The following is a 19,487-nucleotide window of genomic DNA, read 5'->3' as shown; positions in this document are numbered from 1 at the left end:
GCCGCCACCCGGCTTCAGCCGATGCGTTACCGGTCGAAGGGCAGCTGCAGGACCGCTCCGGAGACGGGTTTTCCGGCGCGGACCGTATCCAGCTCCACAGTGGACAGTGCACGGCGGTAGAGGCGCGTGTCGTCCAGCGAACCGGACAGGTGCTGCGCGCCGTCCAGGCGTTCGCCCAGCCACAGCTGGAACGAGACGGTCTGGGTGACCGAACCGGGGGAGTCCGGACCGGACGCGGCTACCGTGCCGTCGACCAGGATGCGGAGCTGGCCGTTCGAGCGCTGGAGCGCCACGTGGTGCCATTTTTGGTCGTCGTAGGCCGACTGTGTGGTGACCGATGTGCTTCCGGCCGCAGTGGTCATCATCGCGATCAGCCGATGCGACGAGGGTTCGGCGCGCAGCCACAGCTGCGGCGCGGTCGAGCCCATGCCGCCCAGCCACAGCAGGGCTTGCGGATCCTTCGAAGCACCGTAGTTGACCCAGGTGGAGAAGGTGAAGTCGCCGGAGCCGACCAGCTGCGTCGGCGAGTACGGGACGCGCACGAAGGCGTTCTGCAGCTGGACGGCCTTGCCGTACTTGCCGGGAACCAAACTGGCGTCGCCAAGAATGCGCGCGGGCTGTCCACTTGCGACGTCCGGAGTGGACACTCCCGGCGAACGCTTCCAGCCAAGGTAGTTCTCGTCGAAGCGGGCGAAGCGGATTTCGTCGCGGGCGTCCACCGCGCCGCCCTCGTACAGCAGGCCGATCTTCGCGTTCTTGTCCTGCGGACCGCTCAGCTGGACCAGATCGGAGTAGCCGGACCAGTCCGTCGTGATCCGCGTTCCCTGGTCGGCGTTTTCCCAGGTGCGACCGTCGTCATAGGACGAACGGATGGTCATCCAGCGCCGCCGGTCGGTGTCGGCGGGCGAGGCGAACAGGATCCGCTTGCCTCCCGGACGGTCGAGGCGCAGCAGCGAACCTTGCACCATCGGGGTCACGAGGTCGGGAATCGTGGTGAAGCGCTGGGAAAAGGTTTCGCCGCCGTCCCGGCTCAACGCGTAGTCGCGGTTGCCGATGTCGGTTCCGCTTTGTTCGCGGCCACCGGCGTAGATCGTGCCGTCCGGCAATTCCGCCACGCTGACTTCCGAGGGCTTTTGCGCGAAGGTGCCGCCCACCGGGTGCAGGTAGTTGTCGACCGCGCCGACGTGCCAGGAAGAACCGCCGTCGTCGCTGTAGATCAGACCGGCGTAGTTCTCGACGGAATGGGTGCCGTCACTGCGTTCCGCGTTCACGCCGAAGACGAGCCGGCCCGCGTGCCTGCCGTGCTGAAGCTGAATGCCGTGCACCGGACCGGAGGCGTACCAGGAATCCCACGCGGGCAGCTTCGCCTGCGCGCTGATGTCGACTGGCGTGGACCAGGTGCGGCCGTCGTCGGTGCTGTACTGCGAGTGCGGCGTGCGCGGGCACGGCACGTCGCAGCCCTTGTCGTCGGTGCGGCCCTTGTTGTACGTGGTGATCAGGACGATCCGGCCGGTTTTGGTGTCCACAATGGGCACTGGGTTGCCGTGGGTGTCGCCACCGCCGCGGTTGACCACCTGCAGCGGCGACCAGGTGGTGCCGCCGTCGGCGGATCGCTTCAGCACCAGGTCGATGTCGCCGGTGTCGCCGCAGTTGTCCTTGCGGCCCTCGGCGAAGGCCAGCAGCGTGCCGTGCGTGCTGCGGACGATCGCCGGGATGCGGAAACACGCGTAGCCGGTTTCCTGATGCGGGTTGAAGAGTGCTTTCTGGTCGAATTGCGGCGCGGCCTGCGCCGAGCCGACGGGGGCGAGGAAAGCCAGCAGCACGAACGCCAGCACCACGCGAAGGGCGGATCTCATCTGGTCTCCGTTCCGAACTGTCCGGAAAGGACAGCCGCGCCGTACGCGGCCAATTCCACTTCGGACGATGGCTGGGCGGGATCGGTGAGCAACTCTGTACCGGGCGAAGGCAGGGAAACAGTGACAGCTTCAGCGTTGTGGTTGAGCAGGAACAGATAATCGTCGGAACCGTGCCGCACGACCGCCTGCACCCCGTCCGGCAATCCGGGCAGCACCGGCGAAACTCCGGCGTCGGCGGTGATGCGGTGGAAGAGCGTGCGCATGCCGTCCGCGTCCGGCCTGGTGCCGAGGTACCATGCGACCCCGGAGCCGAACTCGTGCCGGGTGATCGCGGGGCGGCCGGCCAGCGGACCCTCGGCGAAGGCGGCGACGACGTCCGCGCCCTCGGCTTCGATCCATTCGGACCAGATCGTCGCGCTGACCGGCGCGCCGTCGAGGTCGATGGTCGTGGAACCGCCTCCCGGAAGCGGCCAGAACTCCTCGACGCGCAGGCCGAGAATGTCCCGCAGGGGCGCTGGATAACCGCCGGTGTACACGCGGTCGTTCTCGTCGGCGATGCCGGAGAAGAACGACACCACGAGATGTCCGCCACCCTCCACATAGGAGCGGAGATTGGCGGCGACCGCACTGTCCATCAGGTACAGATTGGGCGCCACGACGAGCCGGTACCCGGACAGGTCGCGCGACGGGTGCACGACGTCGCAGGTGACGTTCGCGTCGAACAGCGGCGCGTAATGCGCGAGGTGCGCGTCGAGCTGGCTGAGATCGTCCGACGGATGCGAGTTCAGCTCCAGCGCCCACCAGCTGTCCCAGTCGTGCAGGACCGCGACGTCGGACTTGACCCGGCTGTCCGCCAGCTGCGGCAGCGACGCCAGTTCCCGGCCGAGGTCGCGCACCTCGCGGAAGATCCGGGTGTCCGGACCGCCGTGCGGCACCATCGCGGAGTGGAACTTCTCGGCGCCGCCCGGAGTTTGCCGCCACTGGAAGAACAACACCGCGTCCGCGCCGCGCGCCACGGCCTGCCAGCTGCCCAGCCGCATCGTCCCCGGCGGCTTCGGGCTGTTGCGGGTGCGCCAGTTCACCGCGCTCGGCGCCTGCTCCAGCAGCAGCCACGGCTGACCGTCCTTGATGGACCGGACGAGGTCGTAGGCGAAGGCGGCTTCCAGGTGCCCGCGCGGATCGTACGGATCGGGGTAGGAATCGAGGCTCACGATGTCCTCGTGCGGCACCCATTCGTTCCAGTCGAGCGACTTCTGCACCAGGCCGACGAAGTTCGTGGTCACCGGGACGTCCGGGGTGATCCGGGCCAGCACCTCGCGCTCGTTGAGGTAGCAGCCGAGCGACGCGTCGGAGGAGAACCGGTGGTAGTCCAGCTGGTGTGCCGGATTCGGGAAGGTCGGCGCGACGCGCGGCGGCTGCACCTCGGCGAAGTCGGAGTACCGCTGCGACCAGAAGGTCGTGCTCCAGGCTTCGTTCAACGCTTCGACGCTGCCGTAGCGTTCGGCGAGCCAGCGCCGGAAGTCCACTGCGGACACGTCGCAGTAACAGGCGCGGATGTGGCAGCCGAATTCGTTGCCGATATGCCACATTTCCAGGGCCGGATGTCCGGCGTACCGAGTGGCGACCTGTTCCACCAGGCGTGCGGCGTGTTCGCGGAACACCGGGCTGGACGGGCAGAACTGCTGCCGCGCGCCAGCGGACAGCCGGGTGCCGTCGGCGCGTACCGGCAGGATTTCCGGATATCGGTGGGAAAGCCACGGCGGTGGCGAGGCCGTCATGGTGCCGAGACAGGCTCGTACGCCACCGGAAGCGAGGTTGTCCATCACCGTGTCGAACCAGCCGAAATCGAATTCCCCGGGACGTGGTTCGACCTGCGCCCAGGAGAAAATCCCGACCGTCACCATCGAAACCGACGCCTCGGCCATCAGTTTCAGGTCTTCCGCCCATACGTCGGGCGACCAATGCTCGGGGTTGTAATCCCCGCCGTAGTACAGCCGATCCATCAGAGGAGACCCGCTTCCGCCAGCTTTCCCTTGATCTGCAGCAATTCGTCGTCGTTGAGGGGGAGTTGTGGCGGCGCCATCACCGCGTTGTCGATGAATCCGCGCATTTTCATCGACGCCTTGAACGCGCCCAGCGCGGCCGACCCGCGGCCCATCCGGCTCGGCGGGGCCACGTCGGTGATGCTGAACAGCGTCAGCAGCCGTTCTTGTTCCCGCCGCGCGGCCTGCGGGTTGCCGCCGCGGAAGTGGTCGTAGATCAGCACATAACCGACCGGGTCGACGTTGCCGAGTCCCGGAACCGCGCCGTCCGCGCCCTGCGCGAGCGCGGCGTCCACCAGCAGTTCGGAGCCGGTGAACACGGCGAAGCGCTCCAGCCCGCGTTCGCGGCGCTGCTGCAGCACCATCCGGAACCCGGCCTCGTCGCCGCTGGAATCCTTGAGCCCGGCCAGCACCCCGTCCGCGGCCAGGTTCAGCACCAGTTCGCGGTCGAGCTTCGTGTGCACGGCGATCGGGATGTCGTAGGCGAAAATCGGCAGCGCCGTCCGCTCGTGCAGCAGCCGGAAATGCCGGTCGATCTCCGCGACGTGCGTGCGCGTGTAGTACGGCGCGGTCACCACGATGGCGTCCGCACCGGCCGCCTCCGCGGTCTTCACGTGCTCCGCGACGCGCAGGGTCGTCATGTCGATGCAGCCGGCGAGCACCGGGACCCGCCCGGCGACCTGGTCGACCGCGGTTTCGACGGTGATCCGGCGCTGGTCGTCGGGCAGGAAGGCGACCTCGCTGGACGAGCCGAGCACGAAGATGCCGTGCACGCCGGCGTCGAGCTGGAATTCGATGTGCCGCCGCAGCGACGCGGTGTCCACGGTGAAATCGTCGTGGAACGGCGTGCAAAGCGGCGGGATGATGCCGGCGAACGCGGGCGCGGTCATGAGGCAGTCACTCCGATTTCTGGGTGGATGCAGCGATAGGTGTGCTCGTCCGGCCCGGACTGCGGCGGCAAGGCCAGCGAGCATTCGGCGGTGGCTTTCGGGCAGCGGGTGTGGAACGGGCAGCCGGGCGGCGGCGCGGTCGCCGACGGCACGGGTCCACTGAGGACAATCGGTTCCACCGGGTGCAGCAAACTCGGCGTCGCCGAGAACAATGCGCGCGTGTACGGATGATGCGCGTGGTGCGGCAGTTCGCTCGCCGGGGCTTGTTCGACGATCCGGCCGAGGTACATCGTCACGATGCGGTCGCTCATCCGGCGCACGGTCTGGATGTCGTGCGAGACGAACACCATCGCCAGTTCGAGCTGTTCGCGCAGTTCCAGCAACAGGTTCAGGATCTGCGCGCGCACCGAAACGTCCAAAGCGGACGTTGGCTCGTCGGCCACCAGCAGCGCCGGCCGCAAGGCGAGCGCGCGGGCGATCGCCACGCGCTGCCGCTGCCCGCCGGAAAGCTGCGACGGCAGTGCGTCCGCCACACTGGACGGCAGCCCGACTAGGTGCATCAGCTCCCGGGTCCGTTCGGCGCGTTCGGCGGCGGTGCCGATCTGGTGCACGTCGAGCGGGTCGCGCAGGATTTTCGAGACCGGCAGCCGCCGGTTCAGCGCGGTCGACGGGTCCTGGAAGATCATGCCGACCGTGCGGCCCAGTTCGGCCGGCCGCAGCTCGGACAATGGCTGACCCGCGTAGCGCACCGTGCCGGAAGTGGGCTTCTGCAGCCCGACCAGCACTTTGGCCAAAGTGGACTTTCCGCAGCCGGATTCCCCGACCACGCCGACGGTTTCGCCCTTCGCGATGGCCAGAGTGGCGTCGGTGAGCGCGTATACCCGGTCGTGTCCGAACAGGCTCGAACCGCGGATCTTGTGCACCACGTGCACGCCGTCGACTTCGACGAGGTTCATGCCTGTGCTCCTTCCGCCAGGGCGGCGACCGGGCTCTCCGCGGGGTAGTGGCAGGCCACGAGATGCCCTTCGCCCGCTGGTTCAGGCGCGACCTCGAAGCAGTGCCCGCGCGCGGCGGGACACCGGCTCGCGAACCGGCAACCGGGTGGGAAGTCCGCCGGTGCGGGCACGACGCCCTTGATCTGGGTGAGCGTCGCTTCGTTCTCTTCCAGCGACAGGACGGCGCTGAGCAGGCCACGGGTGTAGTGGTGCTGCGGGGCGCCGACGACGGACGCGGTCGCGCCGGTTTCGGCGACCTGTCCGCCGTACATCACCACCACCCGGTCGGCGATGTCGGATACCAACGCGAGGTCGTGAGATACCAGCACCAACGCGAAGCCGAGTTCTTCCTGGAGCCGCAGCAAAAGCGCCATGATCTGCGCCTGCACGGTCACGTCGAGCGCCGTCGTCGGTTCGTCGGCGACGATCAGCTTCGGGCTGCGAGACAACGCCATCGCGATCAGCACGCGCTGGCGTTGTCCGCCGGACAGCTCGTGCGGGTACGCGCGCAGCGTGCGGCCCGGGTCGAGGTTGACCAGTTCCAGCAGCTCCTCCGGCGTGCGGGTGCCGCCGCGCCGGGTGAACTGCTTGAGCTGCGCGCGGATGGTCATCGCCGGGTTCAGCGAGCTGAGCGCGTCCTGGTACACCATCGCCAGGTCGTGCCCGAGGTGCCGGCGGCGGACGCTCGGCTTCATGGTCAGCAGGTCGGCGCCGGCGAACCGGATCTCGCCGCTGAGCCGCGCGGCGTCCGGCTGCAGACCCATGATCGACAGTGCGGTCAGCGATTTCCCGCAGCCCGATTCGCCGATCAAGCCCAGCACCTCGCCGGATCGGACCGAAAAGGACACTCCGTCGACGACGTTCACGCCGTTGTGCCGGTCCGGGAACGAGATCGCGAGATTTTCCACCGCCAGCACGGTTTCCCGGCCGGACAGATCCCGCGCCTTGGCGGCCAGCCGTTGCCCGGCCTCGCGAAGACCGCGCAGCGGCAGCACCGGAGCGGTGGTCTCGGGAGCCAATTCGATCTGCTGCGCCGCTTCGGCCGCCTTCGCGGTGCGGGCCGACGGCGCGGCCCAGGCGTCGGAGATTCCCTCGGAGAGGATGTTCAACGCCAGCACGGTGGCCAGGATCAGCAGACCGGGGAAAAGGGTCGCCCACCAGCCGCCGGTCAGCACGAGGTCCTTGCCGTCCGACAGCACCGAACCCCACGACGGATCGGGCGGCTGGATCCCCGCGCCGATGAACGACAGCGAAGCCTCGAAGACGATCGCGTCCGCGACGGTGACCGTGCAGTACACCAAGATCGGCGCGGCGCAGTTGACCGCGACGTGCCGGGCGAGGATGAACAGCCGTTTCGCGCCGATCACCCGCTCGGCCGCTACGTAGTCCTCGCCGTACTGCGCGAGCACGTTCGCCCGCACCACCCGCGCCACCGGGGCCATGTTGAGGAAGCCGATGGCGAGGATCAGCACGAGGATGCCGCGCCCGAACACCGCCACCAGCACTGCGGCGAGCGCGATGCCGGGGAAGGCCATCAGGACGTCGAGGACCCGCATGACCAGGCCGTCGGCGCGGCGGCCGGACGTCGCCGCGAACGCCCCGACGACGACCCCGGCGACCAGCGCGAGCAGCGTCGCGCCGAGCCCGATCGCGAGCGACCAGCGGGTGCCCGCGACGAGCCGGGAGAAGATGTCGCGGCCGGACTGGTCGGTGCCGAACCAGTGCGCCGCGCTGGGCCCGCCGGTGTCGGTGCTGAGCAGGTCCGGGTTGTGCGTGGCCGCGGCGGTGCCGAGGATCGCGACGAGCCCGAGCACGATCAGCACGCCGAGCGCGATCCACGACGGCAGGGGAAGCCGCCGGAACCGCACGCCGGGCCGCGACAGCCGGGCGGTCAGGTTCGGACGGAGGACCGGGCGCATCACGAGCGGCTCCGGGGACGGGGGTCGGCGGGGTGATGGTGTCGGTGGCGGGGGAGGGCCGGGTGCGTCACGAGCGGCTCCGCGGGCGAGGGCTGGCGGGGTGGGAGGGCACGGCTAGGGGGATCGGGGGCGTCGCGGGCGAGGGGGTTGCCGGAGTTCGGGCGTTCGGGGGCCTGGCGGATTCGGTTCGCTGCTGTGGTCGGGAGGGTTCGGGCGGGGGTGTGGCGAGCGGTTGCGCGGGCGAGGAGGGCGGGGACCTGCGGGATTCGGTTCGTCGCTGCGGTCGGCAGGATTCGGGAGGGCGAGGAGGTCGGGGACCCGCCGGACCCGGCTCGCGGTCGGCAGGGTCCGGGCCGGGGTGTCACGAGCGGCTCCGCAGGCGGGGGTTGGCCAGCAGGTAGAGCACGTCGACGATCAGGTTCACGAGCACGAACCCGGCCGCGATGGTGATCACGAAGCCCTGCACCTTGGCGGTGTCGCCGTCCTGCACGGCCTGGATCATGTTCTGGCCCATGCCGGGCAGCGCGAACATCGTCTCGATCACCACCGCGCCGCCGAGCAGGTAGCCGACCCGGAGGCCCAGCACGGTCAGCGGGTTGACCAGTGCGTTGCGCAGCACGTTGCGGCCGACCACCACGACCGGCGGGAGGCCGCCGCCGCGGGCGGTGCGTACGTAGTCCTTGTCGAGTTCTTCGACCATCGACGTGCGGATCACCCGCGTCAGCTGCGCGGCGACCGGTGCGGCCAGCGCGATCGCGGGCAGCGTCAGCGAGTTCAGCCAGCCGGAGAACGAATCCGCCGGGCTGACGTAGCCGCTGGTCGGGAAGAGGCCCTTGCCCACCGCCAGCCACTGCACCAGCAGCAGCGCGATCCAGAACGCGGGCGCGGCGACGCCGGCGAGCGTCACGAACCGGATGAGGTGGTCCGGCCAGCGGCCGCGGAACAGCGCCGAGGTCACGCCGAGCACGACCGAGACGACGAGCGCCAGCGCCAGGCCGAGCAGGGTCAGCTGCACGGTGAGCGGGAGCGCGGTGGCGATGGTCTGGCCCACCGGCTCCTTGGTGATCACGCTCGTGCCGAAATCGCCCTGCAGCAGATGCCACACGAAGTGCACGTACTGCAGCGGCAACGGATCGAGCAGGCCGTTCTGCTCGCGGAACCGCTGGAGCTGGTCGGCGGTGGCGTTGGCCCCGTTGAACGCGGCCATCGCCGGGTCGACCGGCGAGAACCGCATCACGATGAACACGAACAGGATCACGCCGAGCAGCAGCGGGATCAGGGCGAGGATGCGGCCGGCCAGCATCCGCACGACGACTGTCACTTCCTGGCCCTCCCGTCAGACCGGTTTGGCCTGGTTGAGGTAGATGCCCGGATAGCCCTGGGCACGCACGCCGCTGATCGCCTTCGGGTCCCAGGCGGTGCCCGTCTGCGTGAAGACGATCGGGTAGATCACCGCCTGTTCCGAGATCTGGTCGAGCAGCTGCCGGTACAGCCCGCCGCGCTTGGTCTCGTCGGTTTCGGCGGCGGCCTTGTCCTGCAACGCCAGCAACGCGTCGGTGTCCGGGCCGCTCCAGCGCGCGTACCGCGTCATGAGCACCGATTGCTTGTCGTAGTAGTAGCGGATGAGCAGATCCGGGTCGTTGCCGAACTGCAGCGGGTTGTTCGTGGTGGCCACGACCTGGAAGTCGTCGCCGTTGTCCAGTTTGGAGAACAGCGCCTTGGTGTCCTGGGAGTCCAAAGTGGTCTGGACGCCGATCGCGTCCCAGCCCTCCTTGATCACCTTGACGCAGTCGAGCACCAGCGAAGTGTTCGTAGTGGACAGTGAGATCTTCAGTCCGCTGACGCCCGCTTCGGCGAGCAGCTGCTTCGCCTTTTCCGGGTTGTGCTCGAAACTCTGCGCCGCGGGCTGCGAACCGGGCAGCTTCGGGTTGATGAACGACGTGCCCGCGGTTCCGGTGCCGCGCAAGCCGATTTCGATCATCTTCTTCTTGTCGATCGCGTAATGCAGGGCTTGCCGGACGCGTTTGTCGGCGAACGGCGAGTGCTGGGTGTTGAAGAGCAGGAACAGGTTGTTGCCGCCGTCGGCGAATTCGACCGTGCGGCCCGCCTTGCGCAGCTGGTCGGCGTTGGCGGGCGGGATGTTCTCCGCGATCTGCGCGTCCGGCTTGGCCCCGGAGATCGCCGCCACCCTCGGCGCGGAATCCACAATGGATTTCCACAGCATCTTGTCGTACGCGGCCGGGCGGGGGCCGTTGTAGTCGGCGAACTTCTCGAACGAGGTGTGCGACAGCGGGGCCTGTTCGGTGATCTTGTACGGCCCGGAGCCGACGACCTTGCCCGCCGCGGCGGCCTTCCAGTTGTTCTCGAACACGTGCTTGGGCACGATCTTGCAGATCTGGATCCGCTGCAGTGCGTACGGGAACGCGAACTTCAGCTTGAACTCCACGGTCTTCGCGTCGACCTTGGCGACCGACTCCAGCCACTGCGAGAAGAAGCTGTGGATGAGGACGTTTTCTTTCGGGTCGAGGACGCGGGCGTAGGTGAACACGACGTCGTCGGCGGTCACCGGCTGTCCGTCGTGCCACTTCGCGCCGTCGCGCAGCTCGAAGCGCATCGTGGTGCTCTTGAGATCCGCCGGCAGCGCCTTGGCCAGGCCGGGGAACGGTTCCCGGGTGACCGGGTCGCCCTCGACGAGCGATTCGTAGCTGTGCAGGATGGCCGCCATCGCGAACGCCGACGCGGTCTGCAGCGGGTCCCAGGTCTGGTTGTTGCCGTATCCGATCACCGCGGTGACGGAACCGGACGAGGCGCCGGTCTTGTTGGTCGACGCGGGACCGCCGCACGCGGCGAGCGTCGACGAAACCGCTGCGGCAGCCCCGGCGAGGCCGGCGTAGCGCAGCAGTGCGCGCCGGTTGAACGAAGTCCCCATGGCGGTTCGGGACATGGCGTCTCCTGACTTGATGCGGTGTTCCACCCAGAAAGCATCGAGAAGTAGGACGTGGGACGTCCTATGACTTGCCGGAACCCTAAGTCCCGTTCCGCGCCCGGTCAAGAGGCGCGTTCCCACCCGCGCGGGTGCAGCGGCGAAAGCCGATCATGACGTAGGATGTCCTCCGATGGCGACGTGCCAGTGCAAGAAAGACATCCGGGAGACACGTGTGGCGCGCCCGCAACGCAGTGAAGAGATCACCAAGCAGATCATCGACCTGATCGTCGACCGGCAGCTGCCGACCGGCGCGCCGATGCCGACCGAACTGAGCCTCGCCGAGGACCTCGGGGTCAGCCGGAATTCGATCCGGGAGGCGGTCAAGGCGCTGCAGGCGCTCGGCATCGTCGAGGTCCGGCACGGCTACGGCACGTTCGTCGGCTCGGCGGGGTCGGAGGCGCTGCAGACGTGGCTGCTCTTCCGCACGCGCAGCCGCGGCAGCACCGACGCCGGGCGGCTGCGCGACCTGCTCGAGGTCCGCGAGATGATCGAAACGGAGCTGACCAGCCGGGTCGCGCGCGACCACCGGCCGGAGCTGATCGGGGAACTGCAGGCGTGCGTGGCGCGGATGCGGCGCAAGGGACCGGACGCGGCGGTGGCCGACCGCGAGTTCCACGACCTCATCTGCGCCGAGGCGGGATTCGACCTCGCGCGCGAGCTGACCGGCCTGTTCTGGGACGTCTACCGCGCCGCGGAAGGCGAAATGGGCGGTCCGGTGTCGTCCGCCCCGGCCACCGCGAAACGGCACCAGGCGATCGTGGACGCGCTCGTCAGCGGCGACGCGGAGGCGGCGGCGCACGCGGTGCACCGGCATTTCGACGAGGTGCGCAAGCGCGCGAAGGCGGGGCGGTATGGCGGCTTCGGCGAGGCGCGGCCTGCGGTTTCCGGTTCGGCTGTCAGTTGAGTGCGGTTAGGCTGGGCGGGTGCGGCGGCGGCGGCGCACGCGGTGCGCCGGCATTTTGACGAGGTGCGCAGGCGTGCGACGGCGGGGCGGTATGGCGGCTTCGGCGAGGCGCGGCCTGCGGTTTCCGGTTCGGCTGTCAGTTGAGTGCGGTTAGGCTGGGCGGGTGCGGCGGCGGCGGCGCACGCGGTGCGCCGGCATTTTGACGAGGTGCGCAGGCGTGCGACGGCGGGGCGGTATGGCGGCTTCGGCGAGGCGCGGCCTGCGGTTTCCGGTTCGGCTGTCAGTTGAGTGTGGTTAGGTTGGGCGGGTGCGGAGGCGGCGGCGCACGCGGTGCACCGGCATTTCGACGAGGTGCGCAAGCGCGCGAAGGCGGGCCGGTATGGCGGCTTCGGCGAGGCGCGGCCTGCGGTTTCCGGCTCGGCCGTCAGCTGAGTGCGGTTAGGTTGGACGGGCGCGGCGGCGCACGCGGTGCACCGGCATTTCGACGAGGTGCGCAAGCGCGCGAAGGCGGGCCGGTATGGCGGCTTCGGCGAGGCGCGGCCTGCGGTTTCCGGTTCGGCTGTCAGTTGAGTGCGGTTAGGCTGGACAGGTGACGACTACGGAGATCGCCTTCCTGCCGCCGTCCGCCGCTGAGGACGCCGCGTTGGTATCCCAGCTGACCGAGCTGGTGAACACCGTCTACGCCAAGGCCGAGGCGGGATTGTGGGCCGGTTCGGCCGATCGGATCGATGCCGGGGAGATGGCCGGGCTGGTCCGCGCGGGCGAGATCGCGGTCGCCCGGCTCGACGGGGTCGTGGCGGGGTCGGTCCGGATTCAGCGGCTGGCCGAGGATCTCGGGGAGTTCGGGCTGCTCGCCGCCGCGCCGGAGGTGCGCGGCGCGGGGATCGGGCGGGAGCTGGTCCGGTTCGCGGAGGAGCACTGCCGGAGCCAGGGGTGTGCGCGGATGCAGCTGGAGCTGCTGGCGCCGCGCGAGTGGACGCATCCGGCCAAGGAGTTCCTCGCGCGGTGGTACACCCGGCTGGGGTATCGGGTGGTGGAGACCTCGACGATCGACGGGCCGCATCCGGAGCTGGCTCCGCTGCTGGCCACTCCGTGCGATTTTCTCATCTGGCACAAGGATCTCGGCTGAACGTGGCGGCGGAATTCCGTCCGGTTCTGTCCTGGTGTCAATTCTGACCAGGTGGTAGAAATTGGCGAAAGCCCTCTACCGCTAGGAGTTGGCATGAGTGGACCTTCGGTGCAGCTGTACTCGGTGCGCGACGCGTTCGCGGCCGATCCGGACGAGACGTTGCGGCGGCTGGCCGCGATCGGGTTCCGCCGGGTCGAACCGTACGGGGTGGTGGAGAACGTCGAGGCGCTCCGGGCGGGGCTGGCGGCGCACGGGTTGAGTGCGCCTACCGCGCATGCCGCGGTGGTGGGGAAGGATCAGGAGGCAGTGTTCGGCGCTGCCCGGGAATTGGGGATCGACGTCGTGATCGAGCCGTTGATTCCTGCTGAGCGGTGGGGAAATTCAGCGGATATCGCCGCGACTGCGGAAGCGCTCAATGCCGCGGCGAAGGTGGCGGCGAGGTATGGCGTCCGGATGGGATATCACAACCATTGGTGGGAGCTGGAATCGCGGATTTCCGGGCGTAGTGCGTTGGAGGTTTTCGCGGATCGGCTTTCTTCGGAGATCGTGCTGGAGATCGACGTCTACTGGGCCACGGCGGGCGGGGAGGACGCGGCCGCGTTGCTGCGGCGGCTCGGGGAGCGGGTGGGCGCGATTCATGTGAAGGACGGGTCGTTGGCCGTCGATGCCACCGGGCAGGTGCCCGCGGGGCAGGGAAGGGTGCCGCTCCGGGAAGTGCTCGCGGCGGCTCCGGGGGCGTTGCGGGTGGTGGAGTTCGATCAGCATCCGGATGTTTTCGGGGGAATCGCGGAGAGTTTCGCTTATCTCGCCGGGGCGGGCGAGTGACTGTCGGGGTCGGGGTTGTCGGGGCCGGGTTCATCAGTGACGCGTATTTGGAGAATTTGACCGCGTTTCCGGATCTTCGGGTGGTGGGGGTTGCCGACCTCGATCTCGACCGGGCTCGGTCGCGGGCGGAGCGATACGGCGTTCCCTGGTTCGGTTCGGCAGCGGAGCTGCTCGCGTTGCCAGAGGTTGAGATCGTCGTGAATTTGACTGTGCCCGCGGTGCATGCCGAGGTCAGCCTCGCGGCGGTGGAGGCGGGGAAGCACGTTTGGACGGAGAAGCCGATCGGGGTGGATCGGGAATCCGTTCGGAAGCTTCTCGACCGGGCGCGGGAAAAGGGGGTGCGGGTGGCTGGGGCGCCGGACACTCTGCTCGGTGCTGGGCATCAGACCGCGTTTCGGGCGCTTGCGGGTGGGCGGATCGGGGTGCCTTTTACCGCGTTGGCACTTTTTCAGACGCCGGGGCCGGAGGGGTGGCATCCGGCGCCGGAGTTTTTGTTTCAGGCTGGGGGCGGGCCGTTGCTGGATATCGGGCCGTATTACTTGACGCAATTGGTTCAGGTGTTCGGGTCCGTGCGGAAGGTTACCGCGGTTGGCGGGCGGGGGAGGAAGACTCGGGTGATCGGGGCTGGGCCTCGGGCTGGGACTGAGTTTTCGGTTGCGGTGCCTACTACGGTGAGTGCCTTGATCGAGTTTGTGCGCGGGGGGAGTGCGCAGGTTTTGCTGTCGTTTGATTCCGCGGTGCGGCGGACTGGGGTGGTTGAGGTTTCCGGGCCGTTGGGGACCGCGGTTTTGCCGGATCCCAATGGGTTTGGTGGTTCTACTGTCGTGTATCTGGGCGGGGGCGCGGAGCCGGAGGAGTGGGGTGCGGTGGGGCATTCGGCTTCTCGCGGGACTGGGGTGCTCGATCTTGCCCGGTCGGTTCGGGCGGGGGTGGCCGAGAGGGCTTCGGGGGAGATGGCTTGGCATGTTCTGGACGTGATGGTGGCTGTTGAGGAGGCTATGGAGGGTGGGGGCGGGGTGGAGGTGGGCAGCCGGGTGGAGGTGGCGGAGTTGTTGCCTGTTGAGTGGGATCCGTTTGTGCGGACGTTGTGACGGCGGCTCGTCGCCCTGGCGGGCGACATTGCTATTGATGGGTTGCGTGGGGCACCCCGAAGCTCAATTGTGCTGACGGTTCGGGGGTGCTTGTCAAGGCGGGAAAGATGCCTTGACAAGCACCCCCGAACCGCAGGGAGGCTTCGTATCGGGGTGCGGGGGAGGGGCTGGGTGCCTCGCTCGTTGGGTGCAGCGGTGCCTGTTTAGGGCGGTAAGGGGAAGCAGGGGCGGGGGCCCCTCGCGGGCGGTAGGCGGGATCAGCGGCCGTTTGGGGCTGGATCTCCGGGATTCGCCTCGTTCGGGAACAGCGGGACGGTCAGGAGAGTTTGCAGAGAGAGACGGAGTGAACCGACTGCGTCTACTGCTGTGGGGGTGGTGAGCCACTGGACCTGGAGGCCGTCCATCAGTGCGATGAAGGTGAGTGCCGCCAAGTCCGGGTCGATGCCGGGGCGCAGCTCGCCTGTTTCGGCGAGCGCGCGGAACGACTGGGCGATGCTGTCGCGGGCTTCGCGGTAATGGCGGGCGAAGTAGGCGTGCGCGGGGTGGTCTTCCGAGATCGCCTCGGCGGCCAGGCGCGCGTACACCTCGACGATGCCCCGGTGGCGGACGTTGTGTTCGGCCAGCGCGAGGAAGCGGCGCAGGACTTCAAGGCCGGGTGGGGCGGCGGTCAGTTGTTCGCGCGCGGCGTCCTCGGCGTCGCGGCGTTCCAGTACCGCGGCGAGCAGTGCTTCCTTCGTCGGGAAGTGGTACAGGAGACCGGCGTGGGTGATGCCTGCTCGTTTGGCTATTTCCCGCAGCGACGACGCGTGGTAGCCGGCCTCGCCGTACACCTCGGCGGCCGCCGAAACGATGTCGTCGCGGCGGATTCTGCCCTTCAGGTAGCCCTCGCTCACGGGGCGGCGGCCAGGTCGGTTTCCACCCGCCCATCATGCCCCAGCCCCGTTCGCGTCCGTGTTCCCGACTGGACCCGACCCCCGAAGAGGAGCCGAGCCCGATGACCGAGCTTTCCCCGTCCCCGGTGCTGCCCCGGGCGGCCCGCGTCGCCACCTGGACCGTGTTCGCGCTGTGCGGGTTCGCGGTCGGCATGTGGGTGGTGCACATCCCGGTGATCGAACGCGCGACCGGCGTTTCGCACACCGCGCTCGGGGCGCTGCTGCTCGTGCTCGGCGGATCGGCGCTGCTCGGGATGCAGGTCACCGGGCCGCTCGCGGACCGGTTCGGGCATCCGCGGGTCGTGTCCGTCGCGGGGGTGCTCGTCGGGGGCGCGGTGGTGCTGCCGGGGCTCGCGGCGAACTGGTGGACGCTCGGGCTGGCGCTCGCGGCGTTCGGGTTCTTCAACGGATCGCTGGACGTCGCGATGAACGCGCACGCGGTGGTCGTCGAACGCGCTTATCCGCGGCCGATCATGGCGGCCTTCCACGCGATGTGGTCGATCGGCGGCGCGATCGCGGCCGTGGTCGGCGCGGCGGTGCTCGGGGCGGGCGTGCCGACGCTCGTGTCGCTCGGCGGCACCGGCGTCCTGTGCATCGTGGTTTCGCTGGTGGTCCGCCGGTACTTGCTCGACTCCTCGGAGCAGACCGCGGAAAAAACCGCGGAGAAAGCCGAACCGACGCGTACGCCAGCTCGCGTGGTGTGGCTGCTGGGTCTGCTGGCCTTCGCGCTGATGCTGTCCGAAGGCGTCGCGAACGACTGGGCCGCGCTGTATCTCCGCGACGGGCTCGGGACGTCCGAAAGCACCGCCGCCCTGGCCTACGGTTCGTTCGCGGTGGCGATGACCGTCGGCCGGTTCGTGACCGACCGGGTGGCCGCGCTGGCCGGGCCGGTCGCCGTGGTGCGCTACGGAAGCGGGCTGGCCGCGCTGGGGCTGGCGATCGCGTCGCTCGCGCCGTGGGTGCCGCTGTCGTTGTGCGGCTGGGCGGTGTTCGGGCTCGGGCTTGCCGGCGGCGTCCCGCAGTTGTTCACCGCGGCGGGCAACCTCGACAAACGCGCGTCGGGGGCGTTGATGGCGCGGGTGGTCGGCGTCGGATACGTCGGGCTGCTGGCCGGTCCGGCGATCATCGGCGGGCTGGCGCACTGGGTGCCGCTGAACGTCGCGTTCCTGCTGCCGCTGGCGTTGTGCGTGGTGGCGGTGGTGCTCGCGCCCGCGATGAAACCCCGCGGCTGAGTCAGCCCCCGCACGCCCGGGGCCGCAGCTTCTGGCCGCCGCCGGACAGCGTGATCGTCCCGGACTCCCCGCCCCCGCCCGCCGCGATCACCGTGCAGACGAGCTGCGCGACCGCGTTGGGCGACAATTCCCGGACGTTCACCCCGATCGCCGCCTCGCTCACGCCGATGGCGATCGGCTCGAACGACGGCGGAAGCTCGGTCGTGTAGCCGCCGGCCCGTTCGTCCTCGTCCGGGCCTTGCTCCAGCGCCCGGACCCGGTCCGCGGCCACTTCGCCGACGCCGCTGCGCACCACCGGCACGACCCGGCCGTTCAGCACGAAATACACCGTCGCGGTGGTCCCGAAGTTCCCGTTCGGCGGCCCGCTGGGCGCGTTCTCCCCGGGGATCACACCGCTGGGCCGCACCCCGCAGCCGCTCGCCAGCGCCAGGACCGCGAGCATCGCCAGCAATCGCTTCATCGCACCTCCCGAGGCAGCCACAACGTGAACACCGCACCGCCTTCGGGCCGGTTCCCGGCGACCAGCTCCCCGCGGTGCAACCGGGCGTTCTCCCAGGCGATCGCGAGCCCGAGCCCGCTCCCTTCGGACCGGCTGCGCGCGGTGTCCGCCTTGTAGAACCGGGAAAACACGTGCGGAAGCACCTCCTCGTCCAGCCCGGGGCCGGAGTCTTCGACGGCGAGCGTGATCCCCGCCTGGTCGCCCCGCAGCCGCACCGTCACCGGCTCCGCGCCGTGCCGCAGCGCGTTCCCCACGAGATTGGCCACGATCACGTCCAGCCGACGCGGATCGATCCGCGCGCGGATCCCGTCCGGCAGCTCGGTCTCCACCGCGAAGCCTCGCGCCCGCAGCGTCGCCCGGACCGCCTCGGCCACGTCGACGTCGTCCACCTCGAGCGACGCGGTGCCGGAGTCGAACCGGGTGACCTCGATCAGGTCGTTCACCAGCCGCGTCAGATTGTGCGTTTCCTGGCTGACCAGCCGCACCGCCTCGCCCGCCGCGTCCGGCAGCCGCTTCGCCTCGGCGTCGAGCATGTCGGTGACCGCGGTCATCGCGGCCAGCGGCGTGCGCAGTTCGTGCGACACGTCGGCGACGAACCGCCGCGCGTCGGCTTCCATCCGGCGCAGTTCGCCGACGTGCCGTTGCAGCGATTCGGCGGTCGAGTTGAACGTCTCGGCGACACTGGCCAGTTCGTCGCTGCCGCGGACGGCGATCCGGGCGTCGAGGTCGCCCGCGCCGAGCCTGCGGGCCGCCCGCTGCAGTTCGCCGACCGGCCGCAGCACGCTGCCCGCGGCCAGCACGGCGAGGATCAGCGCCACCACCAGCGCGGCCCCGCCGGCGAGCCACGCGTCCCGGGCGAGCCGGTTCACCGCGTCGATTTCCGCGTCGAGATTGCGCAGTTCGTAGACCTCGATGCCGGACGGGATCGCCGGACTCCGCCGGTCGCCGGTCGAGATCAGCAACTGCGAGCCCAGCAGCAGCTGCGTCACGCCGCCGACGTCCACCCGCTGCCACGCGACCCGCCCGGACCGCACGACCTCCCGCAGCTCCGGCGTGATCACTGCGGCGGGCAGGTCGCCCGCGCTGTGTCCGCCGCTCGTCACCAGCGCGGAGGTCTTCCGGCCGTTCAGCCGGTCGGCGGCCGACTGCAGCGCGCTCGGGGACACCGGCTGCCGGGGGAGCGGGTACAGCTGCTTGAGCTGGGTGGTCATCTCGACGGCGGCGTTGTCCTGGGTGCGCTGCAGGATCCCGTTCCGCGCCTGCACGTAGCCGATCCCGGCGACGGCCAGCGCGGTGAACACGCTCAGCAGCGCGAACGCCACCAGCAGCCGGGTGCGCAGCCCGCGCAGCCGCCAGCCGGTCACAGCGGCCCGAAGCGATAGCCGAACCCGCGCAGGGTCTGGACGTACACCGGTTTCGCCGGGTCGTCCTCGATCTTCGCGCGCAGCCGCTGCACGCACGCGTCGACGAGCCGCGAATCACCGAGATAGCCCTGGTCCCACACGGATTCGAGCAGCTGCTGGCGGCTGAGCACGCGGCCAGGCGCCGACGACAGCTCCAGCAGCAGCCGCAGTTCGGTCGGCGCGAGCCCGATCACCGTGCCGTGCTTGCTGACCACGAGACCCTCGCGGTCGATCGTCAGGTCGCCGTGCCGTTCCGGGCCCGGCTTCGCGTTCGGATTGCGCGGCTCGCCGCCGGTGCGGCGCAGCACCGCGCGGATGCGCGCCTCCAGCACCCGGGCCTGCGCGGGTTTCACCACGTAGTCGTCGGCTCCCGCCTCAAGCCCGGCCACCACGTCGATGTCGTCGTTGCGCGCGGTGAGCATGATGATCGGCAGGTCGCCGGCCGCGCGGATGCGGCGGCACACCTCGAAGCCGTCCATCCCGGGCAGCATGAGGTCGAGGACGACGACGTCGGCCGGGTGCCCGGCGAGCCGGGCGAGGCCTTCCTCGCCGGTCTCCACCGCGTCGACCGTGTGGCCCTGGTACGTCAGGGCCAGCCGCAGGCCGTCCCGCACGGCCTGGTCGTCTTCGATCAGCAGCACCCTCGGCATGTCTCCCACTATCGCAGCCCGCCCGTCCGGCCGCCCGGACAGTCCACAGCGGACACCGGGTCCCAGCGTGCCCGGCCTGGATCCCCGCGCGGTGCGTGCGGTGTCATCGTTCGGTAACAGCGCTGCCGCGGCGA

At 69.6% G+C, this 19,487-nt stretch carries 18 protein-coding genes; 7 read left to right on the top strand and 11 right to left on the bottom strand.

The window, feature by feature from the left end; all coding sequences use genetic code 11:
- Positions 1–26: 26 nt before the first annotated feature.
- The 7 genes from F9C11_RS34455 to F9C11_RS34425 all read right to left on the bottom strand — a co-directional run bounded on the left by F9C11_RS34455 (position 27) and on the right by F9C11_RS34425 (position 10,646).
- The gene (locus F9C11_RS34455; protein WP_409181539.1) at positions 27–1,856 is read right to left on the bottom strand and encodes an exo-alpha-sialidase; all 1,830 of its coding nucleotides are present in this window, start codon (positions 1,854–1,856) and stop codon (positions 27–29) included.
- Positions 1,853–3,859, bottom strand: a complete 2,007-nt coding sequence (locus F9C11_RS34450; RefSeq protein WP_409181538.1) for a beta-galactosidase — start codon at positions 3,857–3,859, stop codon at positions 1,853–1,855. The genes F9C11_RS34455 and F9C11_RS34450 overlap by 4 nt, the downstream gene beginning before the upstream one ends.
- A complete protein-coding gene (locus F9C11_RS34445) occupies positions 3,859–4,788 on the bottom strand; it encodes a dihydrodipicolinate synthase family protein (protein ID WP_409181537.1) in 930 nt (309 codons plus the stop codon). The genes F9C11_RS34450 and F9C11_RS34445 overlap by 1 nt, the downstream gene beginning before the upstream one ends.
- A complete protein-coding gene (locus tag F9C11_RS34440) occupies positions 4,785–5,744 on the bottom strand; it encodes an oligopeptide/dipeptide ABC transporter ATP-binding protein (protein ID WP_409181536.1) in 960 nt (319 codons plus the stop codon). The genes F9C11_RS34445 and F9C11_RS34440 overlap by 4 nt, the downstream gene beginning before the upstream one ends.
- Positions 5,741–7,702: a dipeptide/oligopeptide/nickel ABC transporter permease/ATP-binding protein gene (locus tag F9C11_RS34435; protein WP_409181535.1), complete on the bottom strand. Its 1,962-nt coding sequence runs from the start codon at positions 7,700–7,702 to the stop codon at positions 5,741–5,743. The genes F9C11_RS34440 and F9C11_RS34435 overlap by 4 nt, the downstream gene beginning before the upstream one ends.
- A 361-nt stretch (positions 7,703–8,063) precedes the next feature.
- Positions 8,064–9,023, bottom strand: coding sequence for an ABC transporter permease (locus tag F9C11_RS34430; protein ID WP_409181534.1), 960 nt, complete (start codon positions 9,021–9,023; stop codon positions 8,064–8,066).
- 15 nt (positions 9,024–9,038) lie between these two features.
- On the bottom strand, positions 9,039–10,646 hold the full coding sequence (locus tag F9C11_RS34425; protein ID WP_409181533.1) for an ABC transporter substrate-binding protein: 1,608 nt from the start codon (positions 10,644–10,646) through the stop codon (positions 9,039–9,041).
- A gap of 214 nt (positions 10,647–10,860) precedes the next feature.
- Here F9C11_RS34425 and F9C11_RS34420 point away from each other — a divergent pair, with 214 nt between their 5' ends.
- The 6 genes from F9C11_RS34420 (at position 10,861) to F9C11_RS34395 (ending at position 14,637) form a co-directional block, all read left to right on the top strand.
- Positions 10,861–11,592 carry a FadR/GntR family transcriptional regulator gene (locus F9C11_RS34420; protein WP_409181532.1) on the top strand — a complete coding sequence of 244 codons (732 nt, stop codon included), beginning with the start codon at positions 10,861–10,863 and terminating at the stop codon, positions 11,590–11,592.
- 288 nt (positions 11,593–11,880) lie between these two features.
- Complete coding sequence (locus tag F9C11_RS34415; protein WP_409181531.1) at positions 11,881–12,024, top strand: hypothetical protein; 144 nt, start codon at positions 11,881–11,883, stop codon at positions 12,022–12,024.
- Positions 12,025–12,162, top strand: coding sequence for a hypothetical protein (locus tag F9C11_RS34410; RefSeq protein WP_409181530.1), 138 nt, complete (start codon positions 12,025–12,027; stop codon positions 12,160–12,162).
- A 19-nt stretch (positions 12,163–12,181) separates the two neighbouring features.
- Complete coding sequence (locus F9C11_RS34405) at positions 12,182–12,721, top strand: GNAT family N-acetyltransferase (protein WP_409181529.1); 540 nt, start codon at positions 12,182–12,184, stop codon at positions 12,719–12,721.
- 93 nt (positions 12,722–12,814) lie between these two features.
- Entirely contained in the window at positions 12,815–13,546 is a 732-nt protein-coding gene (locus F9C11_RS34400) for a sugar phosphate isomerase/epimerase family protein (protein ID WP_409181528.1), read from the top strand.
- On the top strand, positions 13,543–14,637 hold the full coding sequence (locus F9C11_RS34395) for a Gfo/Idh/MocA family protein (RefSeq protein WP_409181527.1): 1,095 nt from the start codon (positions 13,543–13,545) through the stop codon (positions 14,635–14,637). The genes F9C11_RS34400 and F9C11_RS34395 overlap by 4 nt, the downstream gene beginning before the upstream one ends.
- A gap of 257 nt (positions 14,638–14,894) precedes the next feature.
- Here the strand turns inward: F9C11_RS34395 and F9C11_RS34390 are convergent, their stop codons facing one another.
- Positions 14,895–15,530, bottom strand: coding sequence for a TetR/AcrR family transcriptional regulator (locus F9C11_RS34390; RefSeq protein WP_409181526.1), 636 nt, complete (start codon positions 15,528–15,530; stop codon positions 14,895–14,897).
- Positions 15,531–15,631: 101 nt separating this feature from the next.
- Between F9C11_RS34390 and F9C11_RS34385 the strand changes: the two genes are divergently transcribed.
- A complete protein-coding gene (locus F9C11_RS34385) occupies positions 15,632–16,801 on the top strand; it encodes an MFS transporter (RefSeq protein ID WP_409181525.1) in 1,170 nt (389 codons plus the stop codon).
- A 1-nt stretch (position 16,802) separates the two neighbouring features.
- On the opposite strand, the gene F9C11_RS34380 is transcribed toward F9C11_RS34385, so the two are convergent.
- The 3 genes from F9C11_RS34380 to F9C11_RS34370 are packed head-to-tail and all read right to left on the bottom strand — an operon-like array spanning position 16,803 to position 19,353.
- The gene (locus F9C11_RS34380) at positions 16,803–17,261 is read right to left on the bottom strand and encodes a hypothetical protein (RefSeq protein ID WP_409181523.1); all 459 of its coding nucleotides are present in this window, start codon (positions 17,259–17,261) and stop codon (positions 16,803–16,805) included.
- Positions 17,258–18,664: an ATP-binding protein gene (locus F9C11_RS34375; RefSeq protein ID WP_409181522.1), complete on the bottom strand. Its 1,407-nt coding sequence runs from the start codon at positions 18,662–18,664 to the stop codon at positions 17,258–17,260. The genes F9C11_RS34380 and F9C11_RS34375 overlap by 4 nt, the downstream gene beginning before the upstream one ends.
- Positions 18,661–19,353, bottom strand: a complete 693-nt coding sequence (locus tag F9C11_RS34370) for a response regulator (protein ID WP_409181521.1) — start codon at positions 19,351–19,353, stop codon at positions 18,661–18,663. The genes F9C11_RS34375 and F9C11_RS34370 overlap by 4 nt, the downstream gene beginning before the upstream one ends.
- Positions 19,354–19,487 lie beyond the last annotated feature (134 nt).

The sequence above is a fragment of the Amycolatopsis sp. VS8301801F10 genome, assembly GCF_046195355.1.
Classification (GTDB): Bacteria; Actinomycetota; Actinomycetes; order Mycobacteriales; family Pseudonocardiaceae; genus Amycolatopsis.
This window is presented reverse-complemented; position numbering and strand designations above follow the sequence as displayed.